The 16,084-nt window shown below is 63.8% G+C and carries 20 protein-coding genes and 2 tRNA genes; 6 read left to right on the top strand and 16 right to left on the bottom strand.

What is annotated here, in order from left to right:
• Window positions 1–3: 3 nt before the first annotated feature.
• From rpmC to ACERI1_RS14890, 9 genes are read right to left on the bottom strand one after another with little or no spacing between them, the layout of a single operon-like run.
• On the bottom strand, window positions 4–219 hold the full coding sequence (gene rpmC, locus ACERI1_RS14930; RefSeq protein WP_373619195.1) for a 50S ribosomal protein L29: 216 nt from the start codon (window positions 217–219) through the stop codon (window positions 4–6).
• Window positions 219–1,169 (bottom strand): 30S ribosomal protein S3, encoded by a 951-nt coding sequence (locus ACERI1_RS14925; RefSeq protein WP_373619193.1) that lies wholly within the window; start codon window positions 1,167–1,169, stop codon window positions 219–221. Before ACERI1_RS14925 ends, rpmC begins: the two co-directional genes overlap by 1 nt.
• A complete protein-coding gene (locus ACERI1_RS14920; RefSeq protein WP_373619192.1) occupies window positions 1,169–1,648 on the bottom strand; it encodes a 50S ribosomal protein L22 in 480 nt (159 codons plus the stop codon). Before ACERI1_RS14920 ends, ACERI1_RS14925 begins: the two co-directional genes overlap by 1 nt.
• A gap of 7 nt (window positions 1,649–1,655) precedes the next feature.
• On the bottom strand, window positions 1,656–2,078 hold the full coding sequence (locus ACERI1_RS14915; RefSeq protein WP_373619191.1) for a 30S ribosomal protein S19: 423 nt from the start codon (window positions 2,076–2,078) through the stop codon (window positions 1,656–1,658).
• Complete coding sequence (locus ACERI1_RS14910) at window positions 2,075–2,797, bottom strand: 50S ribosomal protein L2 (RefSeq protein ID WP_092929696.1); 723 nt, start codon at window positions 2,795–2,797, stop codon at window positions 2,075–2,077. Before ACERI1_RS14910 ends, ACERI1_RS14915 begins: the two co-directional genes overlap by 4 nt.
• A 2-nt stretch (window positions 2,798–2,799) precedes the next feature.
• Window positions 2,800–3,054, bottom strand: a complete 255-nt coding sequence (locus tag ACERI1_RS14905; protein ID WP_373619188.1) for a 50S ribosomal protein L23 — start codon at window positions 3,052–3,054, stop codon at window positions 2,800–2,802.
• Window positions 3,051–3,803, bottom strand: coding sequence for a 50S ribosomal protein L4 (rpl4p, locus tag ACERI1_RS14900; protein ID WP_373619187.1), 753 nt, complete (start codon window positions 3,801–3,803; stop codon window positions 3,051–3,053). Before rpl4p ends, ACERI1_RS14905 begins: the two co-directional genes overlap by 4 nt.
• A gap of 3 nt (window positions 3,804–3,806) precedes the next feature.
• A complete protein-coding gene (locus tag ACERI1_RS14895; protein ID WP_373619186.1) occupies window positions 3,807–4,826 on the bottom strand; it encodes a 50S ribosomal protein L3 in 1,020 nt (339 codons plus the stop codon).
• A 4-nt stretch (window positions 4,827–4,830) separates the two neighbouring features.
• Window positions 4,831–5,706, bottom strand: a complete 876-nt coding sequence (locus tag ACERI1_RS14890) for a putative RNA uridine N3 methyltransferase (protein WP_373619184.1) — start codon at window positions 5,704–5,706, stop codon at window positions 4,831–4,833.
• 302 nt (window positions 5,707–6,008) lie between these two features.
• On the opposite strand from ACERI1_RS14890, the gene ACERI1_RS14885 reads away from it, so the two are divergent.
• Together ACERI1_RS14885 and ACERI1_RS14880 are read left to right on the top strand one after the other, a co-directional pair.
• Window positions 6,009–6,079: transfer RNA gene (locus tag ACERI1_RS14885), tRNA-Gly, on the top strand.
• Window positions 6,080–6,377: 298 nt separating this feature from the next.
• Window positions 6,378–6,448, top strand: a tRNA-Gly gene (locus tag ACERI1_RS14880).
• A gap of 207 nt (window positions 6,449–6,655) precedes the next feature.
• Here ACERI1_RS14880 and ACERI1_RS14875 read toward each other — a convergent pair.
• Window positions 6,656–7,066: a DUF4112 domain-containing protein gene (locus ACERI1_RS14875; protein WP_373619183.1), complete on the bottom strand. Its 411-nt coding sequence runs from the start codon at window positions 7,064–7,066 to the stop codon at window positions 6,656–6,658.
• 321 nt (window positions 7,067–7,387) lie between these two features.
• On the opposite strand from ACERI1_RS14875, the gene ACERI1_RS14870 reads away from it, so the two are divergent.
• The 3 genes from ACERI1_RS14870 to mch all read left to right on the top strand — a co-directional run bounded on the left by ACERI1_RS14870 (window position 7,388) and on the right by mch (window position 9,244).
• On the top strand, window positions 7,388–7,741 hold the full coding sequence (locus tag ACERI1_RS14870) for a HalOD1 output domain-containing protein (protein ID WP_373619181.1): 354 nt from the start codon (window positions 7,388–7,390) through the stop codon (window positions 7,739–7,741).
• Window positions 7,742–7,838: 97 nt separating this feature from the next.
• Complete coding sequence (locus ACERI1_RS14865; RefSeq protein ID WP_373619180.1) at window positions 7,839–8,153, top strand: MTH1187 family thiamine-binding protein; 315 nt, start codon at window positions 7,839–7,841, stop codon at window positions 8,151–8,153.
• 158 nt (window positions 8,154–8,311) lie between these two features.
• Window positions 8,312–9,244 (top strand): methenyltetrahydromethanopterin cyclohydrolase, encoded by a 933-nt coding sequence (gene mch, locus ACERI1_RS14860; protein WP_373619178.1) that lies wholly within the window; start codon window positions 8,312–8,314, stop codon window positions 9,242–9,244.
• Between the two features lie 115 nt (window positions 9,245–9,359).
• Here the strand turns inward: mch and ACERI1_RS14855 are convergent, their stop codons facing one another.
• From ACERI1_RS14855 to ACERI1_RS14835, 5 genes are all read right to left on the bottom strand, one after another.
• The gene (locus tag ACERI1_RS14855) at window positions 9,360–10,697 is read right to left on the bottom strand and encodes a glutamate-5-semialdehyde dehydrogenase (RefSeq protein WP_373619176.1); all 1,338 of its coding nucleotides are present in this window, start codon (window positions 10,695–10,697) and stop codon (window positions 9,360–9,362) included.
• Window positions 10,690–11,523 carry a glutamate 5-kinase gene (gene proB, locus ACERI1_RS14850; RefSeq protein ID WP_373619174.1) on the bottom strand — a complete coding sequence of 278 codons (834 nt, stop codon included), beginning with the start codon at window positions 11,521–11,523 and terminating at the stop codon, window positions 10,690–10,692. The genes ACERI1_RS14855 and proB overlap by 8 nt, the downstream gene beginning before the upstream one ends.
• Entirely contained in the window at window positions 11,516–12,292 is a 777-nt protein-coding gene (gene proC / locus ACERI1_RS14845) for a pyrroline-5-carboxylate reductase (protein ID WP_373619173.1), read from the bottom strand. The genes proB and proC overlap by 8 nt, the downstream gene beginning before the upstream one ends.
• Before the next feature lie 63 nt (window positions 12,293–12,355).
• Complete coding sequence (locus tag ACERI1_RS14840) at window positions 12,356–13,051, bottom strand: TMEM165/GDT1 family protein (RefSeq protein WP_373619172.1); 696 nt, start codon at window positions 13,049–13,051, stop codon at window positions 12,356–12,358.
• A gap of 233 nt (window positions 13,052–13,284) precedes the next feature.
• Window positions 13,285–14,886, bottom strand: coding sequence for a GTPBP1 family GTP-binding protein (locus ACERI1_RS14835; protein WP_373619170.1), 1,602 nt, complete (start codon window positions 14,884–14,886; stop codon window positions 13,285–13,287).
• Window positions 14,887–15,026: 140 nt separating this feature from the next.
• Between ACERI1_RS14835 and ACERI1_RS14830 the strand changes: the two genes are divergently transcribed.
• Window positions 15,027–15,203 (top strand): hypothetical protein, encoded by a 177-nt coding sequence (locus ACERI1_RS14830; RefSeq protein WP_171052365.1) that lies wholly within the window; start codon window positions 15,027–15,029, stop codon window positions 15,201–15,203.
• Between the two features lie 48 nt (window positions 15,204–15,251).
• Here the strand turns inward: ACERI1_RS14830 and pyrF are convergent, their stop codons facing one another.
• Complete coding sequence (pyrF, locus tag ACERI1_RS14825) at window positions 15,252–16,055, bottom strand: orotidine-5'-phosphate decarboxylase (protein WP_373619168.1); 804 nt, start codon at window positions 16,053–16,055, stop codon at window positions 15,252–15,254.
• Between the last annotated feature and the right edge of the window lie 29 nt (window positions 16,056–16,084).

Here is a 16,084-nt window from a genome sequence, read left to right as displayed (position 1 = left end):
GTCTTATTCTTCGTCTTCGAGGTCGCCTTCCTCGCGCTGGATCGTCTTGATCCGCGCGATGGTGGTACTCAGCTCGCCGATGCGGCCCGGATTCTCCGGGGCTCCACCGGCTGCGAGGACGGACTTCTGGTTCAGCAGTTCCGTCTCGAGTTCCTCGAGTTCCTCCTGCCGTTCGGCAGGCGTCATGTCACGGATCTCTTCGACGTGGAGGATCGCCATCAGGCGTCACCTCCCTCGTCTTCGTCGTCGTCCGCTTCCATCTCCTCGACGAGTTCTTCGGCTTCCGCTTCGACGTCTTCCTCGAGTTCTTCGAGTTCTTCTTCGACGTCTTCGTCGCCGCCGGGGACTTCGACCTCTTCGAACTCCTCGTCGGCGTCAGCCTCGACCTCTTCTTCGATGACTTCCTCGACGACGTCCTCGTCGAGTGCTTCCTCGTCGGCCTCCGTCGCCGGGGCTTCTGCCTCGGCGTCGGCGGCAGCGGCTTCAGCTTCCTCGGGTTCGCCCTCGAGGAGTTCCTCGACGCCTTCGGCCTCGTTGGCCTCGACGGCGTCGGGGACGAGCTCTTCGGGATCCATGTCCTCGTTGACTTCGAAGTCGTCGGGGAGTTCGGCTCCCGGCGGGATGATCTTGACGTCGACACCGATGGTGCCGAGTTTCATCACCGCAACGCCCTGGCCGTGGTCGACGACCTCTTCGGCGGGTTCGCCGTTGTGCTTGATGTAGCCGCGGTTGAACTTCTCGACGCGCGATCGCGCACCGGTGACCTTCCCGGAGAGGACGATCTCAGCGCCGAGTGCGCCGGCTTCCATGATCCGGTCGATCGTCGTGTGACCGGCCTTCCGGAAGTACCAGCCGCGCTCGAGTGCGTTGGCCAGTCGGTCCGCGACGATTCGTGCGTTCAGGTCGGGTTCTTCGACCTCCTGCACGTCGATCTGGGGGTCCTCGAGGTTGAACCGCTCTTCGAGGGCCGTCGTGACCTTCCGGATGTTCTCGCCGCCTTTGCCGATGACCATCCCGGGCTTTTCGGCCTTGAGGACGATCTGGGTTCCCATCGGCGTCTTGGCGACGTCCATACCACCGTAGCCCGCGCGGCCGAGTTCTTCCTGGAAGAACTCGTCGATCTGGGACCGCTGGAGGCCGTTCTCGATGAATTGGTGTTCGTCAGCCATTAGCTATCACCTTCTTCGTCCTCGTCGACTTCTTCGACGACGATCTCGACGTCTACCTGCGGCGTGTTCCAGGAGGACGCCCGCCCCATTGCGCGGGGCTTGCGGCCCACGGACTCGCCGACCTTGTGGGCGGCGACGTGGGCGATCTCCATGGACGCACCGTCGAAGCCCTGACTGTCCGCGTTGGCTTCGACGTTCTCGAGCAGGTCGAGGAACTCCCCGGAAACCTTCTCGGGATATTTGCCGGCGTCCCAGCCGTCGACGTCGGAGCGGTGCCCCGCGCCGGCGTTGTGGGACTTGAACGGAACCGACTGTACTTCGTCGATGACGTCCTGGAGGTACGCCTGTGCGTCCGCGACGGTGCGGCCCTTGATCTCGCGGGCGACCTCCTTGCTGTGCTTGTGGCTCATATGACGCTCCCGAAGCATGGCTTTCGCCGTGGTGTCGGGGTCGGCGTCGACTGAGTAGTTGATTCCCATGCGTGGATCACTTCAGTGGGACGAACTTCGACGATCGGGTCGCGCCGATACCGGCCTGGCCGTGCTCGACGGAGGTCCGGGTGAGTCGGAACTCGCCGAGGTAGTGGCCGATCATTTCGGGCTCGACGCGGACGCGCTCGAACGACTGTCCGTTGTAGACCTCGAAGGTCAGGTCAACGAACTCCGGCAGGATCGGCATATCCCGCAGGTGCGTTCGGATCGGCGCGTTCGCCGTCTCCTCTTCGTCCGCGTTGCGGGCCTCCTCGAGCAGCTTCTCTTTCTCGACGGAAAGGCCACGCTGAATACTTCGCCGCTGTCGTGCGGGCAGCAGTTCCACGACCTCGTCGAGCTCCATGTCCTGCAGCTCCTCGACCGTGTAGCCGCGGTAGGTGAACTCACCTTCACGGCCGGTTCGGTACTCCTGACTCATTTGTTGCCACCTCGACCGGTGCGTCGGGACGAGATGTCACCGACCTTCCGTCCCGGCGGGGCGTCCCGCGAGACGGACTTGGGTTTGCCGGGGTGCTGGCGGCCACCGCCACCGAACGGGTGGTCGACGGCGTTCATCGCAACACCACGGACGCGAGGCCACTTGGTGCCCCGGGCCTTCATCTTGTGGTACTTGTTCCCTGCCTTGACCATCGGCTTCTCCGTGCGACCGCCACCGGCGACGACGCCGATGGTGGCACGACACTGCGGATCGAGGCGCTTGACCTCGCCGCTTGGAAGCTGAACGACCGCAGCGTTGCGGTCGTGGGTGATCAGGTCCGCGTTGGTCCCCGAAGCGCGGGCGAATCGACCGCCGTCGCCGGGGTTCGCTTCGACGTTACAGACCGGGACCCCTTCGGGGATCTCCGCGAGCGGGAGCGTGTTGCCGGGCTTGATCTCTGCGGAAACGCCGACCTGCAACTCCTCGCCGACGGTGATACCCTCGGGTGCGAGGATCAGTCGCTGATCGCCGTCGTCGAACTCGACGGCGGCGACCGGTGCGGAGCGGGCCGGGTCGTGTTCGATGTCCACGACCGTCCCGCGCACGACGTCGTCGTCTTCCTCTTTCTTGTGGTCGAGCTTCGCCTTGTATCGGTGCGACGGGGCACGGAACGTGGAGGTCCCGCGACCACGTCGTTGTCCTTGAATGCGTCGTCCCATGCTCAGAACACCCCGATTCGCGAAGCGACTTCCTGTGCGTCGTCGTCCTCGGAGAGGCGGACGACCGCTTTCTTTTTGCCGTTCATCGTAACCTGCGTGTTGATCTTCTCAACCGAGATCTCGAAGCGCTCTTCGACCACGTCCCGAATCTCGGGCTTGGTCGCGTCCGGGTTGACGATGAACTGGAGCTTGTTCTCGAAGTCCATGTCGTCCATCGCCTTCTCGGTCACGAGCGGGTGTTCGATGATCGAACTCATCGGTCAGCCACCTCCTCGAGTGCGCTCTCGGTCCAGACGGTCAGCCGTCCGGGCTGTGCGCCGGGGGCGAGATCCTCCGCGTTGACCTCGGCGGCCGTCGTCACGTCGGCACCCGCAAGATTGCGGGCCGCACGGGACGGGCCGGTCTCGCTCGAGGTGACAAAGAGGATCGACGTCGGCGTCTTGTACTTGCGGCCACGGGCTTTCCCCTGACCGGAGCGGACGCTGCGACCCTCGTCGGCGCGTTCGATGTCGTCCGCGAGGCCGGCGGCCTCGAGGAACTCGACGACCTCTTTCGTCTTCTTGAGGTCCTCGAACTCGTCGGAGACGACAACCGGAATCTCGGCGTCGTCGTCGAACTCGTGGCCACGTTCGGCGACGAGTTCGGCGTCGGTCGTCGCAGCGATGGCGCTGCGGACGGCCAGTTTCTTTGCTTTCGTGTTGATCGATTCGGACTGGTCCTTTTCGGCTTTCGGCGGGTGAGCCTTGCGTCCCTTGATCGTCTGGGGAACGCGTCGACCGCGACCCTCCTGTCGTGGGACGTGGGCCATGCCTCGGCCGCTACCGAACGATTCGGCCGGCGTTCGAAGGCCAGCGAACTCGTCGGCACCGTAGTCCTGTTTTCGGTTGGCCTGTGCGGCACGCACGGCGCGACCGATCAAGTCCGGGCGGTACGTGGTCTCGAAGACCGCCGGGAGCTCGACCGTGTCCGCCTCGGAGCCGTCCAGGTTTCGTACTGTTGCGTCCATGTGTTATCCCTGGTTGGATGCGGTGGAGACGTAGCGCACCTCGGGATCGAGGCGCGGCTGGTCTCCGGGTCGGATCGCCGGGCGGAAGCGTACGAGACGCTGTTGTGGCCCGGGGAGCGAGCCCTTGATCAGCGCGTGCGGTCCGTCGACTTCGCCGTAGTTGACGAAGCCGCCGTCGACCGTCGCGTCGGCGCCGTCGCCGATGTCGACGAGGCGCTTGTTCAGTTCCGTCCGCTGGTGGTAGCCGGTCTGGCCCTGCTGGGGGACCGTCGAGCGGACGCGAGATGGGTTCCAGGGGCCGAGGTTGCCGATGCGGCGACGCCAGCCCTGCCGGGCGTGTTTGCCCTTGCGTTTCTGGACGCCCCATCGCTTGACGGGACCCTGGGTCCCTTTCCCTTTCGTGACGCCGCTTGCGTCGAGGTACTCGCCGGCGCGGAACACGTCGTTCATGACGTGCTCGCCGCCGTCCTCGAGCAGCTCGAGGGCGAAATCGACGCGTTCGTCGACGGAACCGCCGCCGACGCGCGTTTCCATCACGTCCGGTTTCTTCTTGGGTACCGAGGGAACCTCCGACGGTACCGTGTGGGTGATGACGCGAACGTCGTCGACGCGGCCCTCCTCGTGGAGGCCACGGAGCTCGTCCGTGGCGGCGTCGGCGTCGTAATCGTCACCGGGAAGGTCCAGCACGCGATCGAGTTCGGGGGCGAACTCGTCGGTCCAGACCTCAGTTAGCGGCTTCATACCATACGGCGTGTCTTCGTACGCTCGCAGGGACACGGCGCGCATCGGCGGCGTCTCCACGATCGTCACGGGGACGGTCTGTTCCATCCCTTCGGTCGGCGAATTCGATTTATCGTCGACCATGACGACGTGGGTCATGCCGGCCTTGTAGCCCGCGAACCCCTGCAGCGTCGGCTGTCCGTCGTCGTCCGGCCACGAGTTGAACCGTGGGACCTCGCTGGTCGCACGCTTTCGTGGGCCGAACCCGAGTGAGCCTTTGCGTGGTCTATTTGCTTGTGGCATTCTATCACTCTCTGAGTGAGAGGGGAGCGAGGGTGGCGAACAGAGCTTCTTCCGTTCGCACCACCTCGCTTCCCTGGTTCGGAACCGTGTTTAGCCAGAGGTCGAACCCCGGATCGGCAGTGGGTTCGACTCCGTCATCCCCGTCCGTGGCTGTCTCCTGGACAGCCCCGACGGCAGATGCCTCGATTCCGAGGATATCCGGCAACCCTCGCTCGGGCGCCCCAAAGGCGACGGTCATCCCGTCGTCCTCGACGCGTCCGGCCAGCGTCTCGAGCCGTCCCACGGTGAGTTCTTCACCGAATCGGGAGGCTGCGATACAGACGCCGGCGTCCTCACGGCCGAGTGCTGCCGAAAGGTCCGTCTGCTCGATTGTGAGCCCCGGAAGGGGTTCGTCGACGAGCTTCGCCCGGACCGGTCGTCGCGAAGAGATCCTGACGGTCACGCGCTCTCCCTCGTCGACCTCCATGTCAGGAGGTGTGTTGAGGGAGATCGGGTGTTGCAGTCCGCAATTGACCCGGACGCGCCCTTCAGGTCCGACCTCGGTCACGATCCCTTGTCTTGACGACCCCGAACCGTTCGATTCGGAGCCGGTCTGTGACACCGCGCGGAGCGGCGGCAAGACACCAGCGTACTCCAGTTCGTCCCGCATCCCCCAGGCCTCGTTGCGGAGGTAGGGGGGCGTTGCGGCGTACCGTAAGACGGTTGTGACGAACCCGCCGTCGAATCGCCCTGTTTCGCCGTCCCGATCGGGATAGACGATCAGGCGATCGGCCCGGAAGATCGTCGCCGCGCGGGCGACGTATCCAACTTTGCGAGTTGCCTCGCGTTTGTCTTCGGCTTCCCGGGTGAGTGACGACGGTACGAGTACGCTGATGGTCATGCCGAGACGCTTCGGCGCCGCGTCACTAGACTGTAGCGATGTATTGCGGAGAGGGTCTTAAAAGAATAGCGGATTCGATCCCGGCCGCCAACCGCTCACACCCGTGAATTCGTGCCGAACGGGCACACACTCACGTTCGGCAACTGGTCGCAGACACCAACCGCAAATGCGGATGATATTGCTGGTACTAGAGAAGGTGTCGCTACTGGTGGGTCGCAAAATCGGCATGCTTGGGCATGCCGAAGGCGGGCCGATTCGCAACCCTTATACATCCATCCGGCAGTAGGTATGAGTGCAGCAGGGCGCTGGTAGTGTAGTGGTATCACGTGACCTTGCCATGGTCACAACCTGGGTTCAAATCCCAGCCAGCGCACTTTTCGCTGAAGCAACGACGACGAGCACGGCGAGCAGGTTCTCAGGCGTGGTTTCAATCCCAGCCAGCGCACATCTCTGAATTCAATCCTACGAGCGACCGCGATCGACCTGTTGACGACACATTCGTACACTGACGCTATGAAAGTGAGCTCGAGCCACCGCCAACCGACTCCCATGAGTGCATGAGACTGATTTGTTGGTGAACGTCTGCTTTCGATGTTCGTCAGTTATAAATAGGGATGGCACATTTATCTACTTGCACTCGAGATGACCTGGCTGACCGAAGTCAGTCGAGGGCGCTGGTAGTGTAGTGGTATCACGTGACCTTGCCATGGTCACAACCTGGGTTCAAATCCCAGCCAGCGCATTTCTGTCGCGAACAACTCCGTGAGCGACGAAATCGTTCTGGGTTTGAATAAGGCCAGACGCGCGCAGTGAAACGAGCACGTCTGGACGTGGTTCAAATCCCAGCCAGCGCATTTCTCTGAATGCAATCCGACGAGCGAATTGTCCATGTAGCGAAACTCGTTCTGGATGTGAATGTGACTGAGATCCTCTGAGCGTCGCGGTCTGATTACTCGTATTCCGCAGCGAGATCCTCGAGCGCCAGCTCGAGGTTCCACGTGTTTGCCTTCCAGAAGGCGTCGAAGACGACGCCGAGGACGGGGATGGAACCGATGACGGCGTCGACGCCGACGTTTGCAAGCATGCGAAGCAGCGTCGATGTTGAGACGCCCATGCGCGCGGCTTCGACGACGAGATACAGCGAGACGACTGCGGCTGCGGTGTCACCAGCCCCCGGGAGGATCCCGACGATCGGATCGAGTCCGACCCTTGCGTCCGTTCCCGGGACCCGAATCCCCTCGTCGAGTGCGTGTGCGACGAACCGCATACGCTCGATCGCGCCGTCGTCGACCGCGGCGGGAAGGTCGTCCTCGAGTGCCTCGAGGTCTTCGCTGAGAGCGGCTGCTGTGTCGGATGCCATACTAATCGTTGTTGCTCTGCGTCGATAAAGTCGGGGGTGGACGTGGCAAGTGGACGATGGCTGTCGCGTTCGCACACCCGTCGCGACTGTCCGTGGACGCCCATCGAACGACCCACGATCGGTGTGTCGTCCGTGTCAGCTGTCACGGTCTCACAGTGACTCCGCATGGCTCTCAGCCACCCGTGCTGGGAAACGAGACCATTCAGAGACAGTATTAATCCGAGAGTGTATTTCACGCGTGCGTACTGTTAACGGCTGCGAGTCGTTTTTATACTATGACGGGGTACTGGGTACTGCACGGTTGAACGATCAGATCCAGCAATGCAGACGGACTTCTCACCTGCGGATGGCACGACCGACCTCCAGTATGACCAGCCCAACGACCGCTACGTCTTCCACCACGACAGCGAGGGGACGGCGACGCTCACCACGACGATCGTCCACGCGCTGGCGTCGATCGCGGACACCGACGTCTCGCAGGGTGAGTTCTCCCTGTACGATAGCGTCGACCCGGACGCGCTCGAGCGCATCTTCGCCTCGAAATCGGACGGCTCCGACCGGACGGGCGGCCACGTCGCCTTCACCGCGCTCGAACACGAGGTGTACGTCTACGCCAACGGCGATGTGATCATCTACCCACCGGCGGAGACGCCCCGGACGCCGACCAGGAACTGATCGTTTTTGCGCGCCACACACTGTGGCCGCCAGATCCTTCGGACCGACGGCGCCGGAAGCCACGGCTTTAGGTCGCCACCGCTCATCAGCAGTTGGTATGACAGTAGTCGCGCTCCTGAGCGTTGCACCGGTGATCGAAGGCAGTATGTCCGGCGAGGTTGCGAAAGCGGTCGACGCACTCGAGGACTACGACGTGAGCTACGAGACGAACCCGATGGGGACGGTGATCGAAGCCGAGACGACGGACGACCTCTTCGCGGCCGCACAGGCGGCCCACGACGCAGTCGACGCCGACCGTGTGAGTACGGTCCTGAAGATCGACGATAAGCGGACGCGCGAGATCGACGCTGCGGAGAAGGTCACGGCTGTCGAAGACCAACTCGGTCGGCCAGCCCGAAATCGCCGGGAGTGAAACGGACTCTGGCAGTGGATGCCGGCAGGCTCCCGACCGCCTGGCGGCCCCCTGGGACCGGACAGCAGACCGTCTGAGGCGTGACATACAGTGACATCAGCCCGGCGGGCGGATACGAACTGACAAACGGTTTTACCACGGAGGCTGAAGCCTGTCGCATGGAAAGTCTCAATCGGATGGCGATCGAGCTGGTCGACGAGGCCCTCGACTACGCCGAGGAGCTGAATATCGGTGGCTACGACCTCGCGAACGACGCGACGGTACTCGACTTCGGGCTCGAGTTCGACGGCGGGATCGAGGCCGGACTGCTGTTGACCGAGATCCAGACGGCCGGAATGGCGACGCCGAGCTACGAACTGGGCGAACTCGGCGACGCCTCGATCCCCTACGTGGAACTGTCGACCGATCAGCCCGCGCTCTCGCTGTTGTGTTCCCAGAAGGCTGGCTGGGAGCTGACGACCGAGGATTTCGAGGGACTGGGGAGCGGCCCCGCGCGGGCGCTCGTGGCCGAAGAAGAGGAATTCCGCCGCGTCGGCTACACCGATGCGTTCGATCTGACGGCGCTGGCGGTCGAGACCGAACTCGAGCCGACCGAAGCTGCGGCCGAGCAGGTCGCTGACCTCGCCGAAGTCGAGACGAGTAGCGTCTTCCTGCTCGCGTACCGAACCGCGAGTCTCGTCGGGAGCATCACGAACGCCGCCCGGACCGCCGAACTCGCCACCTTCCGGCTCGCCGAACTGGGCTACGATCCCCTCGACATCGTCTCGGCGACCGGTCGCGCCCCGGTCGCGCCCGTCGCGGGCGACGAGCGGACGGCCATCGCGCGGACGAACGACGCGATCGCCTACGGCGGGCGTGCCCATCTCACCGTCCGGGAGGACGCCGATTTCTTCGACTCGGTGCCGTCGACCGCCGCCGAAGATCACGGTCGCCCGTTCGGCGAAGTCTTCGACGACCTCGACTGGGTGTTCGGGGAAGTGCCGTCGGATCTCTTCGCGCCCGCGACAGTGACGATCGACGTGATCGGCGGCCCGACGTACGTCTACGGCGAGACAGACGAGGAACTACTCGTCGATTCCTTCGATCTCTGAGGCGCTCGAGGCCAGATAACAGGGTCGATTATTTTGTACGATCCCGCGCCCACGCGGGCGAGGCGATAAATCAGGCGAATTGAGTGGAGAGAACCGAGACGAAAACAGAGCGTCGCTAGTTATCGGAGAGCCGACCAGGCGTCCACTCGCCGTCGAACTCCTCGTGGGTGAACGGTTTGGCGTCCTCGCCGGCGTAGGTGGCCACGAGCTGGCCGTCGCCCTCGAGGTGGTACTTGTAGGTCGTCAGTCCCTCGAGGCCGACGGGACCGCGGGCGTGGATCTTGCCCGTGCTGATGCCGACCTCGGCACCGAGCCCGTACCGGTAGCCGTCGGCGAAGCGCGTCGAGGCGTTGTGGAAGACGCTCGCCGAATCGAGGCTGCGCATGAAAGTGCTCGCGCGGTCGGCGTCTTCGGTCACGATCGACTCGGTGTGTTTGGAGCTGTGGACCGTGATGTGGTCGATCGCGGTCGTAAGCGAGTCGACGACTTTGATCGAGACGATCAGGTCGCCGTACTCGGTGTCCCAGTCGGCGTCGGTCGCGGCCTCGGCGTCGACGATCTCTCGGGTGGCTTCGTCACCGCGCATCTCGACGCCGGCGGTCTCGTAGCGGTCGGCGATCGCCGGCAGGAACTCGTCGGCGACATCCGTGTGGACCAGCAGCGTCTCGACGGCGTTACAGACCGCCGGATACTGGACCTTGGCGTCGTAGGCGATGTCTTCGGCCATCGAAAGGTCGGCGTCGTCGTCGACGTAGACGTGGCAGATCCCCTCCGTGTGGCCGAGCACGGGGATGCTCGTGTTGTCCTGGATGTAGCTGACGAACTCGGAGCTGCCCCGGGGCATCAGCAGGTCGATCGCGTCGTCCATCTCGAGCAAGGCGTTGACGTCCTCGCGGGCCTCGATGTGCTGGGCCCAGCCGTCGGGAACGTCGGCTTCGGCGGCAGCCTCCTCGATGATCTCGAAGAGGATCCGGTTGGAGTGGAGTGCCTCGCTGCCGCCTTTCAGGATCACCGCGTTGCCCGATTTCAGGCCGAGCGCGGCGATCTGGACGAGCGCGTCGGGTCGGGACTCGAAGACAGTCCCGACGACGCCGATCGGGACGGCGACCTTGTACAGTTCGAGGTCATCATCGAGTTCGCGGGCCGACAGTGTCTTGCCCAGCGGGTCGTCCTGGCCAGCGACGCTGCGGACCATCTCGGCGATGTCCTCGATCTTCGATTCGGAGAGTTTGAGCCGGTCGACGAGCGCCTGCGTGTACTCGCCGTCCTCGAGCAGCCGCTCGCCCTCGGTGACGTCTTTCTCGTTTTCCGTGAGGATCTCGTCGGTTCGGGCCTCGAGCGCGTCGGCGATCTCGTGAAGCGCCGCGCTGCGATCCTCGTCGGAAAGTTTCGCGAGCTCCAGGGCCGCGGTCTGTGCCTCCTCGACGTCGCGTTCGATATCTGTTTCAGTCATCGCTCACACCGTTGATAGGAACGAATATGGTTCCCACGGGTTTGGCAGTAGCGATCTTCTCGAGGACGTCGGGCTCGGTGGACTTCGCAATAACTGCCGGGGTGCCGTGTTCGCTGACGTCACGTGCGCCCTCGACTTTCGTCTGGATGCCGCCGAATCCCTCGGAGGTGGTCTCGGAGATGATATCCTGCACCGTGTCGTAGTTGGTCCCGACGGCCTCGATGCGCTCGGCGTCGTCGTTGCGTTTCGGGTTGCCGGTGTAGACGCCGCCGACGTCAGTCAGCGTGACCAGCAGATCGGCGTCGACACCGATCGCCGCCGCCGACGAGAGCATGTCGTTGTCGCCGATACGGATCTCCTCGGTCGCGACGGCGTCGTTCTCGTTGATGATCGGGACGACGCCCCAGTCTAACAGCGTCTCGATCGTGTTCCGGAGGTTGGTAAAGCGCTCGGGATTCTCGAGGTCGTGCTGGGTCAACAGGAGCTGTGCGACCTTCCGGTCGTAGCGGTCGAAGCTCTCGGTGTAGCGGTGCATGAGGAGGCTCTGGCCGACGGTCGACAGCGCCTGTGTTTCCTCGACAGTCCCGCTCGACTGTTCGATCCGGCCCGTCCCGGCACCGACCGCACCAGAGGAGACGAGGATAACCTCCTTGTCCCGCGAGAGGAGGTCCTCGAGGTCGTCGACGAGCTTGTCGAGCTTCTCGATGTCGAGATTCGAGTCGTCGTCGGTCAGGGAGTTCGTCCCGGCCTTGACGATCACGCGGTCAGCGTCGGCGGCGAGTTGGCGTGCCTCGTCGACGGTCGCCTCCTCGAGTCCCTTACTCATCGGTGAGCTCCCCAGCGAGTTCCGCAGAACGTTCTTCGGCCGCGTTCACCGCCGCGGCGACGTCTTCCTTGGCGTTGCTGTCCCAGAGGACTTCCATGCCTTCGATGGTCGTCCCGTTAGGCGAGCAGACGGCGTCGATCAGGTCGTCGAGATCTTCGTCCGAACGGAGGACTGTCTCGGCAGCGCCTTTGAACGTCTGGGCGGCCAGCGTCTCGGCGTCGTCAGCAGCGAGCCCGCCGTCGATGCCCGCTTCTTTCATCGCCTGAATGAGATAGAAGACGAAGGCGGGGCCGCTGCCGTTGACGGCGGTCGCGATGTCCATCTGACTCTCGTCGACCTCGGCGAACTCGCCGACGTCATCAAGCAGTTCCAGAACCTCGTCTGGCACGTCGTCTCCGGTGACGGCTGCAGCCATGTTCCCGGTTTCGGCTGCGAGGTTCGGCATGATCCGGACGACGTTCGCGTCGGTTCGCGCGCCGACGTAGTCGGTGGAGACGCCCGCAGCGATAGAGACTAGCGTCTGCTCGGGCGAGAGATCGAGGTCCTCGAGCACTGCGCCGACGATGTCTGGTTTCACTGCGACGACGACCACGTCGGCCTCGGTCGCCTCGGAAACGTCCGTCGTCGTGTGATCGACGTAGTCGGCGACCGCCTCGAGTGCGTCGGGGTCGAGATCACACGCGGTTACCGTGTGATTGCCCGACCGATGGAGGCCCGTGATCAGGGCGCTCCCCATGTTGCCACAACCGATAACGCTCGTCTGTACCATCTTATTCTAGCCCAGGAACCGAGGCGGACATACCAACTTTGGTTTCGTTCTGCCGGGGGCGGGTTAGACGAGGCCGAGAATCACGGTCGTGATTCCATCGACGATCGTCTCCCAGATCGAGAATCCGGTCAGGATCTGCAACACCGTATCGAGCCCGAAGAAGAGAAACAGCGCTGCGCCGGCGAAGTGGGCCAGCCGAGCATCGAAACGGTGTGAGAACCGGTGGAAGAAGTACGCGTTGATCGCACTCACAGGGATGATTGCGAGCATCTCGCCGGCCCAGATGGCGGGGTGGGCCCCGTACTTGACAGCGAGTCCGATCGTGACGAGCTGGGTCTTGTCACCGAACTCACCCACGGCCATCAACGCGAAAATCGGAACGAACCCGCTGAGATACGGCGGGATATCGTACCCGAAAAGCGAGATGTCCATTACGTCGCCCATCACCGTCCCGCCGTTGGTCGCGACTGGCTGGGAGCTCGTCTCGGGTGCCGACCTGATGAGCAACACCGCAAAGAGCAGGAACAACCCTGCCGTAATCGCGTCGAGATAGATCGGTGGCAGTGCGCCCCTGATCGCCGCACCGAAGAGGATCTCGAGGGCCGTCCAGCCAGCGAAGGCACTCCCCGCGGCGGCGACGACGATCCGCGGATCGTACTGTGTCGAAAGGCCGGCGATGATGAACTGGACCTTCTCGCCGGGTAGCACCGACAGCTGGAGAACGAACGCAACGATGAGGATCTCGAGCCAGCCGGTCATGGCTCGAGCGCGGTGAAAGCGCGCTGTCGTTCATACTGTCGGACAGACAGAGCGACCGCTGTTCGATCGTCTGCGTGATCGAGCAGCCGCAATGACGGATGGGAGACGATATCGATAATGCCGCCAGTCATGTTATGGATTAGCCTCGTCTAATGTATACGATTTACGGAGCAAAATACGGACGTCGATCGACGCGATCTCACAAGATCGGCGATCGCACTCGATACTATCGGTCACTCCATTGGCGAGACGTCGATGACCGTCCCGACGCCCTTGCTGCGACCCTCACGGAAGACGAACTTCTGGCCCTCCTCGATAAGATATGGGCGGAACTTGAACTCGACGGTGGTCGTTCCCGTGTCTCCTGGCAGGAGGCGGCCGTTCTCGGGGTGGAAGACGGCAGCCTCGCCGATCGTCTCGAGGTGGACCACCGGTTCGTAGCCCTCGCCGATGCGGGTGGGATGGTTGAGCACCATCACTTCGGCTTCGAACTCTCGGACCGGGTCGGGGTCAGCATCCCGTGGCAACAGGACCATGCCGCGCTCGATGGCGCTTTCTTTAATCCCTTTCAGCGCGATGCCGACGATCCGACCCGCCTGTGCCTGATCGACCCGGTGGTAGTGCATCTCGATCGAGCGGACCTCGACCTCCTGGAAGCGGCCGTCAGGCATGGGACCGATCAGGAGTTCGTCGCCAGCCTCGACCTCGCCGGCCATCACCGTTCCCGAAGCGACCGCACCGACGCCAGTCACCGAGTAGCTACGGTCGACGTACATCCGGAACTCGCCGGTATCCTGGGATGTCTTGGGGAGTCGGTCGAACAGTTCGTCCAGTGTCTCGAGGCCGTCCATCGTGATCGCGCTGGTCTCGACGATGGGGACGACGCGTTCGCTGATTTCCTCGACAGCGGCGTCGACGCCGTGGCGGCTGATCCGCAGCGGCGACTTGTCGACGTCACGGAGGAGTCGTTCGACCTCACGTTCGACTTCCTCGACGCGCTCGGCATCGACGGCGTCGGTTTTCGTGATCGCGACGATCGTCGGGAGCTCGGTCGCGAGCAACACGCCGAGGTGTTCCCGTGTGGTGCGGGTGGGACCGTCGTCGGCGGCGACGACCAGTAGGCCGTAGTCGAGTTTCTGACCAACGAGTCCGCGGATCGTCGTCCGAAGCCACGGCTCGTGACCAACGGTGTCGACGAACGAGACGAGTCGATCGGCCTCCTGGACGACTTCGGCGCGGTCTGCCTTGCGATTCGGGTTCCGAACCCGGACCGGCCCCTCGTCGTCGAAGCCATAGACCGCGTAGGACAGATCGGCCGAGAGGCCGCGTTCGACCTCGTGGGGCTGGACGTCGAGGAACGCCCGCGTCGCCCCGTCGCCGTCGTCGGCTTTGCCCGTCACGAGCGAGCCCACGAGCGTACTCTTCCCGTGGTCGACGTGGCCCGCCGTCCCGACGACGACGTGTTCGTCGTCCGTCTCGAGGACGCCACCCTCCCGTACCTGTGCGACGCCGACCAGTCCGTCAGCGATGCCCCACGTCTGGACGTCCTCGATGTGTGCGTCGGCCTCTTCGGCCAGTAACGAAAGAACGTCCATCGTCTCGGAGAAGGTGTCGGGATCGATGCCAGCGAGGCCGCCGTCGTCGGTGACGCCGACGACGTACGTCGCTTCGCCATCACCGGACAGCAGGCGGTGTCGAAGCTGTGCAGCTAGACTCTCGCGTCGTCCACCCTCGAGGTGGACGTCTCGTGACAGTCGCTCCTTGAATTCGACGTTGCCACCGTCCTGTTCGCCACGGTCCAGGGCTCGCTCGAGGAGAGCCCGGTCACGGCTCATGTGCCCCGTTAGAGGCCCACACAGCAAAAGGCTTCCCGTGGATTGCCACTGTCTGACACAGTAGGGCTCCCGAGCGGGGAGTCGACAGTGCGTGTGTTCCGGGCGCGCTTTCAAGCCCCTCGAGCGTGTACCCCCAAGCTATGAGCGTCAGCGGTCTCTGTCAGATCTGCGAATCGCGCCCCGCCCAGCAGCGATGTCCAAACTGCGGCACGCTCGCCTGCGACGTTCACTACGACGACGAACTGGGGCTGTGTGCCGACTGCGCCGCGCAGGCTCAGCCGGGACAGCGCGACGACGTTGATATCAACCGGTTTTGAGCGTCGACCGAGCCGACCGGCTCGGTGGAAAACGCGAAGAGCGGCGATCTAGCTATCGCGGTACTGGTTGAGCCGCTTCTTGAGCCGCTTTGCGGCCTGACCGCTGGCGCTGGCAAAGTCTTCGCCCTCGTCTTCGCCTGCAAAGATGATCCCGCGCGAGGAGTTGACGAGCCCGACGCCGTCTGCCAGCCCGTACTCGACGGCTGCCTCGGCGTCGCCACCCTGTGCGCCGATACCGGGGACGAGGAAGGGGAGCTCTGGAACCTGCTCGCGGAGGTCTTCGAGTTCTTCGGGCTGGGTTGCACCGACGACGAGTCCGACGTTGTCGTTTTCGTTCCAGAGGTCCGCCAGCGCCGCGACGCGCTCGTAGACGGGTTCGCCGGTTGCGAGTTCGAGGTCCTGAATGTCGGCACCACCCGGGTTCGATGTCCGACAGAGGACGAAGACGCCCGACTCCTCGTCGGCCAGGAACGGCTGCAGCGAGTCCCGACCCATGTAGGGGTTGACGGTGATCGCGTCGACCGTCTCGAGGGCTTTCGCATACTGGCGGGTCGTGTTTCCAATGTCGGCTCGCTTGGCGTCCAGCAGGACGGGTACGTCCTTGCCGTGGGCGTAAGCGATGGTCTCCTCGAGTGCGCGCCAGCCGTCGGGGTCCTCGTAGAAGGCCGCGTTGGGCTTGTAGATGGCGGCGTGTTCGTGGGTCGCGTCGATGATGCGGCGGTTGAACGCCCACCGGGGGAGGTCGTGTTTCTGGAGGTGATCGGGGATGCGCGACGGGTCAGGATCGAGCCCGACGGAGACGACGCTGTCGACCGTTCGGATGCGGTCGTGCAAGCGGTCGAAGAAGTTCATGCCGGAACTGGCCTCGGGACGGTCGAAAA

Source organism: Natrinema sp. HArc-T2, from assembly GCF_041821085.1.
Classification (GTDB): Archaea; Halobacteriota; Halobacteria; order Halobacteriales; family Natrialbaceae; genus Natrinema.
The sequence above is the reverse complement of the archived record's forward strand: the minus strand, read 5'-3'. Positions and strand labels throughout refer to the sequence as shown.